We start from the raw sequence: 12,691 nt of genomic DNA, 5'->3' as shown, positions 1-12,691 counted from the left end.
GTTAATTTCACTGATTGTATTTATGTTTTCAATTACCCAAATCAGCGAATAATATATTTCCCTTTCCTAATCGAAAAAACCCTCCTAAAGTAGGGTGGGTAGATAATAATTCATCTGTACACTCAGATATGCGAAGGTAAAAGGAGGATCCTTTGGGGCAGAATTATGCGTTGGTCGTTGATGACCATCCATTGGTAGCAAGCGGCATCGCTAATTTTCTGATTTCACATTGCCAGTTTAAGCAGGCGAGCGTGGTGACGAATGAGGAAGATTGCTACCGTCAAATTAGGGATAATGGCCCGCCGCGTTTGCTGGTCATCGATTTTTGGCTTTCGTCCGGCACGGCACTGAAATTACTCAAAGAAGTAAAACAACATTACCCACAGGTACGGTTCCTGGTGGTCAGCGGGGACGACAATAATGACATCTGGCAGAAAGTTCACGCCGCCGGGGGACACGGTTTTGTATTGAAAAGCGAACCGCCTGAAATGTTCTCACGGGCCGTTTGTGCACTCCTTGATAATCTGACCTGGTTTCCTGAGAGAAACGATTTTCCCGTTGAATCGAATAATGAGAAGTTAAGTAAATTTAACTTAACGCCGCGACAAATAGACGTTTTAAATATGATTATGCGCGGCCTGCCAAATAAACGAATCGCCGCGCAGCTTTCAATTTCTGAGCCCACGGTCAAAGAACACATCAGCAATATATTGAAAAAGATAGGCGTTAACAGCCGGGTCGAAGCCATCACGCTTCTGCATGGCAAGCGGGAATCATCAGAATGAGGTTTTTCCAGAGTTTACAGAAGGATGGTATCTCATCTCCCGCGCAGATCCGTTTGCTAAACAACACTTTTTTGCGGCTGGTGTTCAGCTTTAGCGCGGTGCCATTTGTCGGTATTCCTTTTGCCATCTGGATCTATTTGCTGGGCGATGAACTTGGCCCAACCATTATCTGGATAATTATTTACCTGCTATGTGCCGTGGCAATCCGAATATTGCACCGACGCTACCAGCGCGAAGTGAAAGAGCATGATGAAGAGGACGTCCTGCGCCGCTGGCTTCCGCGCATAAATAAGATCGCTTTTATTCACGGGCTGGGGATTTCATCTCTCTATTTAATTACTCCGCAGACGCAGAACTTTGACTTTTTCCTGCTCCTTAATATCAGTATTGCCGCCATCGTCGCCGCCAATGCGACGCATCTGACGCCAGTCATCAGCACTTTTACGTGCTTTTTCTTCGCCTCCTGGGGAGTATTGAATATCGGCATCATCTGGCGGCTGGACGAGCTGATATTCATTGTGCTGATGCTGAACCTGCTGTACGGCTTCGCCATTTACCGCCATGCGTTAACGTCGCACGCGTACTTTATTCAGCAAGCGCTGCTTGAGGAAAAAAGCTCACGCCTGGCAGAACAGTTTCGCCAGGCCAAAGAGGAAGCGGAGCAGGCGCTGCTGGATAAAAATCAGTTCCTGACGACAGCCAGCCACGACCTGCGTCAGCCGGTACACGCCATGGGCTTTCTGATTGAAGCGATTATCCACCGAAACCGGGACGACAGCCTGACGCCCCAGCTGCTTGACCTGCAGCAGAGCGTTCGCTCGGTGCATTTGATGTTCAATTCTCTGCTCGACCTCAGCAAGATTGAATCCGGAAAAGTGCTCACTGCCCCTACCAAAGTGGACATCGGCGCTCTGCTCGACTCGGTGATCACGCTGTTTCGCGAAGAGGCCAACAGCCGTGCACTTAGGCTGTCCACCCGTCGACCCAAACGCCGCATCCACGTGATGGGCGACCCGCTGCTGGTGCGACAATCGCTGATTAACCTGATTCAAAACGCCCTTCGCTACACGCAGCAGGGCGGCGTGCTGGTTGCCATCCGACCGCGCGGTGACGAGTGCCTGGTGGAGGTGTGGGACACAGGTGTCGGTATCGCTGATGACGAGAAAGGTAAAATCTTCTCCCCTTACTACCGCCCCGAACTGGCCTGGAAGATCGACAGCGCCGGACACGGGCTGGGCCTCGCCGTGGTTGCCCGCTGTGCCAGGCTGATGAAGGTGAAGTACGGGATGCAATCCATAGAAGGTAAAGGCTCACGCTTCTGGATGCGCTTCACTCAATATGCTGGCGAAGAGATCGCGACGGACATCCCGCCCGCCGATAACAACGCCTCTGCGCCGGTACGCTATGCGCCGCTGCGCGGTTCTTGCCTGGTCGTCGATGACGACCCGCTGGTGACGTCAGCCTGGGAGAGCCTGATGAGCGTTTGGGGAATCAACGTGCGCTGCGCGGCCTCCGCTGAAGAAGCGTTCGCCATCATCGACGACGGCTTCACCCCGTTCGCCGTGCTGTGCGACCAGCGCCTGCGATCCGGCGAAAGCGGCTTCGACATCCTGAAAGCGCTTTTTGAACGTCTGCCGGACATGAGCGGCGCGATGGTCAGCGGCGAATTTAATTCGCCTGTTCTGCTGGAGGCGGAGCAGGAAGGGTATCTGGTGCTGCGCAAACCTCTGGAGCCGGCTAAACTGCATGCGCTGCTGACGCAGTGGTCAGGATGTCGTGGATAGGGGAATAGATAATAGCAGCATTGCGCTTCACTGTAGGGCCTAATTAATGATTTCATCGTGCATGATTCAGCCTCCTGTGGTGATCTGCATGTTGCTTCTACCGGGCAGGGCGGGAGATGTTGGAAACGGCCCCGAAGGAGTCATTAGAGTTGCTACCAGCGAAGTTCCGCAGTGGGCAATAATGTCAGTTTTCGAGCGTATACTCTAAGATATCTTCAACTCGTTGATATATATAAATTTGACGAATATCGTCAGGTAGCGATTTATCCGCCAAATTAAGTTAAACTTCGTCACAGGTTTCAGTGAGTTATGGGACGGATAACAGAATGACCAGCGAAGAGGCACTTTTAAAATCAGGTTTTAGCAAACGAGATCTTCAAAAGCTAAAAAACAATATTGAAAATTACGGTGGTTCGTTTGATAGCGTAACTCATGATCTGGCCAATCGTTTTAAGGCTATGAAGTGGATAACTATTATTGCCTTCATCATACTGGCTTTAACTCTTTTACTTGCATCCAAGGATACAAGCCTGACACTTGCACTCACGTTATTGATTGTACTACCTTTCATCTGGTATATAACGCCAGCAAAACTTGGCTACAAATCCTGGCGTTATCGTAAAATGCTGACTAATTCTGGGACGGGTCGCTGACGGACAACAGATCAAAAATAATCTTAGCTTTCACGCCATAACCCGCTATTTTCATTGTAAGCTGCGGGCGGCTCAGTGTGCTCACCTTTCGGTAATAGTCAGCAGGGAGATAACGAAACAGTCGCCAGGTACCAGGTCGCCGTAACAAGCCAAAAATGGTGTACGCATTAGCGGCCAGTGAAATTGATTTGTAGACACCTAACCCATTCTCACGACTAAAGCCCATAAACTCAGCTGTAGACATCGCGGCATTCGCGACCAGCCCTTCACTGGTAGTGTTGTTAGTTGCGTAGCGAGCCACTTCTTTACTGATGCTGTTTGCCCCGTCAGTAACCAGAATCGCACCAGCAAGAACCCCGAGAGGGGTCATAGTGCCTATGAGGGTAAATCCTGCGGCTATTTCAGCACCGGCCAGGACAACACTAACAGCCGAGATCACATACCCAACAATTTTGTTATTCTCTCGGATAAACTCGACTTTAGCGTAAAGCTTCGCTGCCTTCGTTCTTAATAAACGCGCTTGTTCCAGCAGGTTACTGTTTTCTTCTCTGAGAATTTTAACGCATTCCATGCATTCTTCATCTGATTTAGCCCGACGAGCTAACGTAAACTGATGTTCTATGAGGTCCCGAATTTCCTGAACAAACTTCATTCGAGTCAAACTATCGCTGAGATGAAAAGCCGACAGAGTGTTGGCTGTATTTACCAATTTCCTGGCTTCCATATTCACCATCGTTTCCGCCCAGGCTTTATTTCTTCCACCTGAGCGCATCATGTTAAGTAATGCTGCATCCATTGTAGTTCCTCTCAATTGCTTTACCGGCCTCTGCTTAGACTGATAAACGCCCCCCTGACAGCCATGCGTGCCAACGCACACACAATATAGTAGCAATGTGGTTACGGTGTCTGAAGTAGAAGTCGCTTTTTACAGCTTCGTTCCTCGGCCTACTTTACTGCGGTTAGCCTGGGCCTGTTCCAGCAGTGTACGGAACGCCGACAGGTCACTTTTCAGGATGTCCCGGATGGATTTACCACCAATCAATCTAATAAAACAGTTAGCCGATGGGGTGTAATCACGGATACGTGATGCCGCTCTGTCGGGCTCTGTCCAGTTGATATGTGCATTTGTAATGCTCAAATAGATCGGTTAAGGTCAGGTTTTTCTGCTTCTGTGTGGCGGTAAAGGCGGTAAACACGCCAGTTGTACCACCGGGAAGCGGGGCCGGAGGAAAGATAAGGGTGGTAACTACTGTTCAAACAACGAGTTGCTGACTCAGAAAGCAAAAACCCCCGCCGAAGCGAGGGTTATAAATAAGTGGTGCCCGGACTCGGAATCGAACCAAGGACACGGGGATTTTCAATCCCCTGCTCTACCGACTGAGCTATCCGGGCAACGGGGCGCATTAAACCCGATCTGCCCGTTGCCGTCAACGAAAAATGTTGTTTTCGTTACAGACTGCGCAATCTCTCGCCATTTCGCCGCAATCTTAAGCGAAAAAGTGAGTCCAGAGCGCAGAGAGCGGCATGGCGAGCAGTAATGCGGGCAGTATATTCACCACGGCAAACATTTTGATCCCGCAAATACGTAGGCCCGTCGCCAGCAGCAGCAGGCCGCCGACGGCGGTGAAGTCCGCCATCATCGCTGGCGTGGTCAGCGGGAGAATCAAGGTGGCGCAGGTGGCAAGCGCGAGTTGAATCAGCAGCATCGGCACGCAAATCGCCGCAACGGCAACGCCGAGCGTGGTGGCGAAAATGGTGGCGGTGAAGAAATCGAGAAACGCTTTTGCAATCAATATGCTTGGGTCGCCCGTCATCCCTTCCTGCATCGAGCCGAAAATCCCGGTGCCGCTTGCGCAAAACAGAATAATGATGGCGACGTAGTTCTGAATAAACGACTCGTGCGTGCCGTGTTTCGCCTTGCCCGGTCGGGCAATCAGGTTTTTGGCTTTGCCCACCGCGCTATTGATGCCTTTTTCCAGATAGCAAAACTCGCCAATCAGTGCGCCGAGCAGTGTAGCCAGCACCATGACGGGCAGGTTGGCGCATTTGATCACTAAAAGGATGCCGATGCCTAAGGATGCCAGGCCGAATATAGAGGGCATGGATGAACGGATACGCTCCGGCAGCCGCTGACTCAACACTGCGCCCAGTACGCCGCCCAGCAATACGGCTCCGGCGTTAATAAATGGCCCGATAACCACGGTTAACTCCTGTTATTTACTCATTGATATTGCATTATTATGGCACGTCAGGGCTGCGCGAGCCTTAGCTTTGGGTGGTTTCGTGCATACTGATTCCTTCTTGCGCGTGAAAATAAAAAGTGACATGATTGCGCGAATTTTCTCCTCCCTGTCTCACCGCTCGGTGAGGGTATTTGCGCTTATGAAAACCATGAAAATTGCCGTCAGCCATGAGCTGGTATCCAAAGTTTCTACGCACCGTGAAAAGGTGACGCTGGATAACACCGATTTCACCGATGTGGCGGCAGTCGTCATTAGCGTTGTTGAAAGCTACAGCGGCATTCTCGCGTTGCTGAAGCGTACGGGCTTTCAGCTACCGGTGTTTATGTTCTCGCAAGAGCCCGGAGAGGTGCCTGATGGCGTCACGGCGATTATCTCGGGTAAAGCTCAGGAGTTTCTGGAACTGGAGAGCGCCGCCTGCCGTTACGAAGAGGAATTGCTGCCGCCTTTTTTCGATACCCTGAGCCAGTATGTAGAGATGGGCAACAGCACCTTCGCCTGTCCGGGTCACCAGCACGGGGCTTTTTTCAAAAAACACCCGGCAGGGCGACAGTTCTATGATTTCTTCGGTGAGAACGTGTTTCGCGCCGACATGTGCAACGCCGACGTTAAGCTGGGCGATCTGCTGATCCATGAAGGCTCCGCCAAGCACGCGCAAAAGTTCGCGGCGAAAGTATTCAACGCGGACAAAACCTACTTTGTGCTGAACGGCACGTCGGCGGCCAACAAGGTGGTGACCAACGCGCTGCTGACCCGCGGTGACCTGGTGCTGTTCGACCGCAACAACCATAAATCTAACCACCACGGCGCACTGATCCAGGCGGGCGCCACGCCGGTGTATCTTGAGGCGGCGCGCAATCCGTTTGGCTTTATCGGCGGGATCGACGAGCACTGCTTTGATGACGCGTATCTGCGGGATCTGATCCGCGAGGCGGCGCCGGAAAAGGCCGACGAGTCCCGCCCGTTCCGCCTGGCGATCATTCAGCTTGGCACCTACGACGGGACGATCTACAACGCCCGCCAGGTGATCGACAAGATCGGCCATCTGTGTGACTACATCCTTTTTGACTCCGCGTGGGTGGGCTACGAGCAGTTTATTCCGATGATGGCGGAAACGTCCCCGCTCTTGCTGGAGCTTAACGAGAACGATCCGGGTATTTTCGTGACCCAGTCGGTGCACAAGCAGCAGGCCGGGTTCTCGCAAACGTCGCAGATCCATAAAAAGGATAACCACATCCGCGGTCAGGCGCGCTTCTGTCCGCACAAGCGGCTGAACAACGCGTTTATGCTGCACGCCTCCACCAGCCCGTTTTATCCGCTGTTTGCGGCACTGGACGTGAACGCCAAAATTCACGAGGGCGAGAGCGGGCGCAGGCTGTGGGCGGAGTGCGTCGAGCTGGGCATTGAGGCGCGCAAGGCCATCATCGCCAACTGCCATATGATCAAACCGTTTATCCCGCCGGTGGTGGCGGGGCGGCCATGGCAGGATCACCCCACGCAGGTCATTGCGAGCGAGCGTCGCTTCTTTAGCTTCGAGCCGGGGGCCAAATGGCACGGGTTTGAGGGTTATGCGAGCGAGCAGTATTTCGTCGACCCGTGCAAGCTGCTGCTGACCACGCCGGGCATTGATGCAGAAACAGGTCACTATACCGATTTCGGCATTCCGGCGACCATTCTCGCCCACTACCTGCGCGAAAACGGCATCGTGCCGGAGAAGTGCGACCTCAACTCGATCCTGTTCCTGCTGACGCCTGCCGAAAGCAGCGAGAAGCTGGCGCAGCTGGTGGCGATGCTGGGGCAGTTTGAGCAGCATATTGAAGACGACACGCCGCTCGCCGACGTGCTGCCGACCATCTACCAAAAATACCCGGTGCGTTACCGCGACTACACGATCCGTCAACTGTGCCAGGAGATGCACGATCTCTACGTCAGCTTTAACGTGAAGGATCTACAGAAGGCGATGTTCCGCCGGGAGAGCCTGCCCGCCGTAGTGATGAACCCGCAGGATGCCAACCAGGAGTACATTCGCGGGAACGTGGAGCTGGTGCGTATTCGTGACGCTGAAGGGCGCATTGCCGCCGAAGGTGCGCTGCCGTACCCGCCAGGCGTGCTGTGCGTGGTGCCGGGAGAAGTCTGGGGCGGGGCGGTACAGCGTTATTTCCTGGCGCTGGAAGAGGGCATTAATATGCTGCCGGGCTTCTCGCCGGAGTTGCAGGGCGTTTACAGCGAGAAGGATGCGGACGGGATTAAGCGGCTGTATGGGTACGTATTGAATGTCTGAACGTAGGCCCGGTGGCGCAAGCTTACCGGGCCTATAATACTTCGTCAGGCTTCTGCGCGGCGGTACATCCTTCTCGGATGCCCAATCTTCCCGTACAGCATCTCCACCGTCAGAAAACCCACCTCCACGCAGTGTTCCAGATAGCGTCGGGTGGTGGTTTTACTCAGTCCCGTCTCGCTCACCACCTCATCCACCGTAAAGCAGTGCGCCGCCTTGCTGTTAAACAGCGTTTGCACCCGCGCCAGCGTGTTCTCCTCTATTCCCTTACTGCCGTTGTCCAGACGATAGTTTTTCGCCTGTAACTGATAGAGTGAATCCACGTTCTGCTGGTCGACAATCTTCCAGACCCGCTGTTGTTCTGCAAACTGCACAAAACGCTCCAGCGACTGGCTGAGCCGCTTCCAGGAGACCGGCTTAAGGATATAGTCAAACGCGCCGTTTCGAATGGCCTGGCTACAGGTGTCCATATCGCTGGCGGCGGTGATGAAAATCACCGAGCAGTTGGCGCGGGCCAGCATCGGGTTGCTGATAAGGGTGATGCCTTTGCCGTCCGGCAGGTAGTTATCCAGCAGCATCAGCTTCGGCTGTTTGCTCTCCAGCTGTCGCTGCGCGTCGGCCAACGACGCGGCTATCCCCACCAGCCTCAGGCGCGGATGTTTACCGATAAGCTCCGCGTGCAGCTGTGCCAGTTCGTTCTCGTCTTCAACAATCAGTACGTCGATAAGTTCATGTTGCATAGTCGGTATCTTCCAGTTGCCGGACGGTTCCCGAGGCCGGGATAAACAGTGAGAAAATGGTCCCGTGCGGCATGTTATCGGCAACTTCTATTGTGCCGCCAGCCTGCGTGACGTAGCTTTCGATCAGATACAGGCCAATCCCGTGATCGCCCCGCGTTTTGGTGGTGATGCCGCGTTCAAATATCCGGTCACGGATCGCCGGGGTAATGCCAACGCCCTGGTCGGCCACTTCAATAATCAGCTCCTGCTCGCTGAGCTTTATCAGCACTTCCACTGGCGCATGCGGGAGCGGCGATCGCTGCGTCGCTTCGATGGCGTTATCCAGCAGGTTGCCAATAATCGAAATCAGCTCTTGCTCTCCCAGCGGCAGGAACGGTTTGTCCAGCCGACAGGCCGGGTCGAAACTCAGCTCGACGCCTTTCTCACGCGCGCGGGCGGCTTTTCCCAGCAGCAGCCCGCAAAGTGTCGGGGAACTAAAGCGGGAGGAGATAAAGTCCAGCAGCTCCTGAGCATGCTCCGACTGCGCCTGAATGTAGCGAATGGCCTCTTCATAGCGGCCCATATGCAGCAGGCCGGAGAGGGTGGTCATCCGGTTCAGCTGCTCATGACGCATAATGCGCAGGTTATCGACGTAGCGTTTTACCTGGCTGAGCTGGCTGCTGAGAGAGTCGATCTCGTTGCGATCGCGGAAGGTGATCACCCAGCCCTGCAGCGACCCCTCAAGCATGATGTGTACCCGGCTGGCAATCACCGTGAGATCGTTAAAGCGGCAAATCTCGTCATGGGTATCTTTCGCCAGCATCGTCTGCGTGTCGAAGAACGGGACCGGATCGATCACCTGGCTTATCAGTTGCCCGCGCAGTTCCCGGGCCGGCTGGCTCAGGCCCAGCAGCTTGCGCGCCGCCTGGTTGATCACCTCTATGCGCCGTTCGTTATCAATGGCGATCACGCCTTCGTAGATGGACTCCATCATCGCCTTTTGCTGGCGCACCAGCAGGCCGATCTCTCGTGGCTCCAGGGAGAAGATCTGCTTCTTAATACTACGGGTAAAGAACCAGGAGAAGACAAAGAGGGCGATCAGCAGCAGCACGGCGGCAATCAGGATATTGACCACTTTACTGACGGTAATGGTGTCCAGGTAGCTGGTGAGATAGCCAACTGAAACAATGCCGACCACCTGCCCGGCGTCGTTGAAAATGGGCGCTTTACTGCGCAGTGAAATGCCCAACCCGCCTTTACGTATGGTTGTCGTGCTTTTCCCCTGCAATACGGCTTCATTGTCGCCGCCGACCAGCGTCGTGCCCACCCTGTCGGCAAAGACGGAGTGAAAAAGATGCCGTCCCGTATTATCGCCAATGACAATAAAGCTGGCGTCGCTGTGCGCGGCCATTTTCTGCATGAAATCATGAATGGCGTTGATATCTTTTTGTTCAACTTCAGTGCGCAATGATGGAATAAGCGCAATCTCTTCCGCCTGTATTTTAGCGCGCGCACTCATTTCCTGATAAAGCTGTTTTCCGACATCGGCATAATAATATCCGCCCAGCAGCACAAAAAGCACTGAGAAAAAGGCAACGAGCGAAATAAACAGCTTAATCTGGAAAGAGACTTTCATAACTATCACGCAAAGTAGCGGCAAAGATCGTCAATATATCATCTTTTTTCATGCGGATGTCCGCTTTGCGGGAAACTTGTGATCCCTTGCACAGCAAGGGCTGTAAATGATTTATCCAGAAGGCTTAAGATCTTCATGCTGCTAAGTTAAATGTTATTTGGTCGTTCAATTCAGAAAAGAAACCATAAAAACCACGATAATAAATAAGGCATAAATCACATTAAATAAAAGAAACCATAAAAACCATAGCTGCCATTAAAACTTCGCTTTTAATATGCCATTCCTCACATAAAGTAGGCCTTTGTGACTCTAAGCTGAACGCACAAAATAACTAAGGGGCTTATTATGAGCACAACTGACGATTCTTTCTCTGTTACCCACGACCCGATTGAAATTCAGCGGCCATCCCTCAAGGAGCGGTGGTGGCATATTATGGATACCTGGAAAATCGGGATTATTCCTCTGCCGCTGTTCGTTCTGGCGGGCGCGCTGATCGCGATTGATTGCCTGGGCGGAAAACTGCCGAGCGATATCGTGGTGATGGTGGCGACGCTGGCCTTCTTCGGCTTTGCCTGCGGTGAGTTCGGCAAACGCCTGCCGATTGTCGGCAAGCTTGGTGCGGCGGCGATTTGCGCCACCTTTATCCCTTCCGCGCTGGTCTACTACGGTTTGCTGCCGGACGTGGTGGTGGAATCCACGACCAAATTCTACAAATCCACCAACATTCTCTACCTCTATATCTGCTGCATTATCGTCGGCAGCATCATGAGCATGAACCGCACGGTGCTGATTCAGGGCTTCCTGCGCATCTTCTTCCCGATGCTGTGCGGTGAAATCGTCGGCATGATTGTTGGCATGGGCGTGGGGTTGGCGCTGGGCCTGGAGCCGTTCCAGATCTTCTTCTTTATCATTCTGCCGATCATGGCGGGCGGCGTCGGGGAAGGGGCGATTCCGCTTTCCATCGGCTATGCCACCCTGCTGCATATGGACCAGGGCGTAGCGCTCGGCCGCGTGCTGCCGATGGTCATGCTCGGCGGGCTGACGGCAATCATCATCTCCGGCTGCCTGAACCAGCTCGGTAAACGCTACCCGCACCTGACCGGTGAAGGCCAACTGATGCCTAACCGCGCGAATGCCGATGCCACCGTCTCTCAGCCTGCGTTTTCCGGTAAAGCGGACGTGACGACTATCGCCTCCGGCGCGCTGCTGGCGGTGCTGCTCTATATGCTCGGGATGCTCGGCCACAAGCTGATTGGCCTGCCTGCTCCGGTCGGCATGCTGTTTATGGCGGTGCTGGTGAAGCTCTGCAACGGCGCCTCTCCGCGCCTGTTGGAGGGCTCTCAGGTGGTGTACAAATTCTTCCAGACCTCCGTGACCTACCCGATCCTCTTCGCCGTTGGCGTGGCCATTACCCCGTGGCATGAACTGGTGGCCGCCTTCACGCTGACCAACCTGCTGGTGATTATCAGCACCGTCTCCGCGCTGGTGGCGACCGGGTTCTTCGTCGGCAAAAAGATCGGTATGCACCCGATTGATGTCGCCATCGTCTCCTGCTGTCAGAGCGGACAGGGCGGTACCGGCGACGTGGCGATCCTGACCGCAGGCAACCGCATGAGCCTGATGCCGTTCGCCCAGATTGCTACCCGTATCGGCGGGGCGATTAACGTCTCAATCTCTCTGCTGATTCTGGGCAACTTCCTCGTCTAAGTATTCAGGAAAAAACAATGAAACTCGCAAGCTTTTTATACCAGGGAAAACGCAGCTACGGCATCGTTCAGGCCGAGGGCGTGATTGATTTAGGCCGCCGTCTCGGCGACCGTTACAGCGACCTCAAGGCGCTGCTGCAGGGCAACGGGCTGGCGTTGGCCACCCGTTACCTGAACGACGCGGTGGATGTACCGCTGAGCGCCATCACCTTCTTGCCGGTGATCGTGCAGCCGGAAAAAATCCTCTGCGTGGGCATGAACTACGCCGACAAGCGCAAGGAGTTTGACCAGCACAACCCGGCCCCAACGCTGTTTGTCCGCTTCCCGGACTCACAGACCGGCCACAACGAGCCGGTGCTGAAGCCGCGCCACTCCAGCGAATTCGACTACGAAGGCGAGCTGGCGGTGATCATCGGTAAGGGTGGGGAGAACATCAGCCGCGATGACGCCCTGCGCCACGTGGCGGGCTACAGCTGCTACATGGACGGCTCCGCCCGCGACTGGCAGCACACCTGGTTCACCGCCGGTAAAAACTGGCGTCAGACCGGGGCGTTTGGCCCCTGGATGGCGACGGCGGATGAGATCCCGGACCCGCACAGCCTGGCGATCCGCACCTGGCTTAACGGCCGCATGGTGCAGGAGGACAACACCAGCAGCATGATCCACAAGGTCGCGGAGCTCATCGAGTACATCAGCACCTTTACCCGCTTAAGCCCGGGCGACGTGATCATCACCGGCTCCCCGGGCGGCGTGGGTAAAAAGCGTAACCCGCCGCTGTTTATGAAAGAGGGGGATCGCATTGAGGTGGAGATCGAGCATATCGGTCATCTGAGCAACGTGATTGTTGAAGCGCCAGCCGTCGGGCTTGCGGCGGCACACTGAGAAAGGCG

Annotated in this window: 10 protein-coding genes and 1 tRNA gene; 6 read left to right on the top strand and 5 right to left on the bottom strand. The window is 54.3% G+C overall.

Annotated elements, in window-relative coordinates:
• The first annotated feature begins 152 nt into the window (after positions 1-152).
• From INF77_RS05935 to INF77_RS05925, 3 genes are all read left to right on the top strand, one after another.
• Positions 153-785, top strand: coding sequence for a response regulator transcription factor (locus INF77_RS05935; RefSeq protein ID WP_028014393.1), 633 nt, complete (start codon positions 153-155; stop codon positions 783-785).
• Positions 782-2,569, top strand: coding sequence for a hybrid sensor histidine kinase/response regulator (locus INF77_RS05930; RefSeq protein WP_047367408.1), 1,788 nt, complete (start codon positions 782-784; stop codon positions 2,567-2,569). Before INF77_RS05935 ends, INF77_RS05930 begins: the two co-directional genes overlap by 4 nt.
• Positions 2,570-2,895: 326 nt before the next feature.
• Positions 2,896-3,222, top strand: a complete 327-nt coding sequence (locus tag INF77_RS05925; RefSeq protein ID WP_023298582.1) for a hypothetical protein — start codon at positions 2,896-2,898, stop codon at positions 3,220-3,222.
• Here INF77_RS05925 and INF77_RS05920 read toward each other — a convergent pair.
• The 3 genes from INF77_RS05920 to INF77_RS05910 all read right to left on the bottom strand — a co-directional run bounded on the left by INF77_RS05920 (position 3,200) and on the right by INF77_RS05910 (position 5,423).
• Positions 3,200-4,018, bottom strand: a complete 819-nt coding sequence (locus INF77_RS05920) for a DUF4225 domain-containing protein (protein ID WP_047364562.1) — start codon at positions 4,016-4,018, stop codon at positions 3,200-3,202. The two genes, INF77_RS05925 and INF77_RS05920, sit on opposite strands and share 23 nt — an antisense overlap.
• Before the next feature lie 520 nt (positions 4,019-4,538).
• Positions 4,539-4,614: transfer RNA gene (locus INF77_RS05915), tRNA-Phe, on the bottom strand.
• Positions 4,615-4,709: 95 nt separating this feature from the next.
• A complete protein-coding gene (locus tag INF77_RS05910; RefSeq protein WP_193532079.1) occupies positions 4,710-5,423 on the bottom strand; it encodes a DUF554 domain-containing protein in 714 nt (237 codons plus the stop codon).
• Between the two features lie 181 nt (positions 5,424-5,604).
• Here INF77_RS05910 and INF77_RS05905 point away from each other — a divergent pair, with 181 nt between their 5' ends.
• Positions 5,605-7,743: an ornithine decarboxylase gene (locus tag INF77_RS05905; protein WP_193532078.1), complete on the top strand. Its 2,139-nt coding sequence runs from the start codon at positions 5,605-5,607 to the stop codon at positions 7,741-7,743.
• Between the two features lie 44 nt (positions 7,744-7,787).
• On the opposite strand, the gene INF77_RS05900 is transcribed toward INF77_RS05905, so the two are convergent.
• Positions 7,788-8,480: a response regulator gene (locus INF77_RS05900; protein ID WP_047367414.1), complete on the bottom strand. Its 693-nt coding sequence runs from the start codon at positions 8,478-8,480 to the stop codon at positions 7,788-7,790.
• Positions 8,470-10,095, bottom strand: a complete 1,626-nt coding sequence (locus tag INF77_RS05895; RefSeq protein WP_041908310.1) for a sensor histidine kinase — start codon at positions 10,093-10,095, stop codon at positions 8,470-8,472. Before INF77_RS05895 ends, INF77_RS05900 begins: the two co-directional genes overlap by 11 nt.
• Before the next feature lie 345 nt (positions 10,096-10,440).
• Here INF77_RS05895 and INF77_RS05890 point away from each other — a divergent pair, with 345 nt between their 5' ends.
• Together INF77_RS05890 and INF77_RS05885 are read left to right on the top strand one after the other, a co-directional pair.
• Positions 10,441-11,802, top strand: coding sequence for a 2-hydroxycarboxylate transporter family protein (locus tag INF77_RS05890; protein WP_041908311.1), 1,362 nt, complete (start codon positions 10,441-10,443; stop codon positions 11,800-11,802).
• Positions 11,803-11,819: 17 nt separating this feature from the next.
• Complete coding sequence (locus INF77_RS05885; RefSeq protein WP_193532077.1) at positions 11,820-12,683, top strand: fumarylacetoacetate hydrolase family protein; 864 nt, start codon at positions 11,820-11,822, stop codon at positions 12,681-12,683.
• Positions 12,684-12,691: the final 8 nt, after the last annotated feature.

Origin of the sequence: Enterobacter cloacae complex sp. P1B (assembly GCF_014982345.1) — a bacterium.
Lineage (GTDB): Bacteria > Pseudomonadota > Gammaproteobacteria > Enterobacterales > Enterobacteriaceae > Enterobacter > Enterobacter bugandensis.
Note: the sequence above shows the minus strand (reverse complement) of the source record. Positions and strands in the feature narration are given on the sequence as shown.

Bases quoted from the DNA above. Each gene is read 5' to 3' on its own strand.
- INF77_RS05930 (WP_047367408.1), top strand. From the start codon at position 782: ATGAGGTTTTTCCAGAGTTTACAGAAGGATGGTATCTCATCTCCCGCG.
- INF77_RS05925 (WP_023298582.1), top strand. From the start codon at position 2,896: ATGACCAGCGAAGAGGCACTTTTAAAATCAGGTTTTAGCAAACGAGAT.
- INF77_RS05920 (WP_047364562.1), bottom strand. From the start codon at position 4,018: ATGGATGCAGCATTACTTAACATGATGCGCTCAGGTGGAAGAAATAAA.
- INF77_RS05905 (WP_193532078.1), top strand. From the start codon at position 5,605: ATGAAAACCATGAAAATTGCCGTCAGCCATGAGCTGGTATCCAAAGTT.
- INF77_RS05900 (WP_047367414.1), bottom strand. From the start codon at position 8,480: ATGCAACATGAACTTATCGACGTACTGATTGTTGAAGACGAGAACGAA.
- INF77_RS05895 (WP_041908310.1), bottom strand. From the start codon at position 10,095: ATGAAAGTCTCTTTCCAGATTAAGCTGTTTATTTCGCTCGTTGCCTTT.
- INF77_RS05890 (WP_041908311.1), top strand. From the start codon at position 10,441: ATGAGCACAACTGACGATTCTTTCTCTGTTACCCACGACCCGATTGAA.
- INF77_RS05885 (WP_193532077.1), top strand. From the start codon at position 11,820: ATGAAACTCGCAAGCTTTTTATACCAGGGAAAACGCAGCTACGGCATC.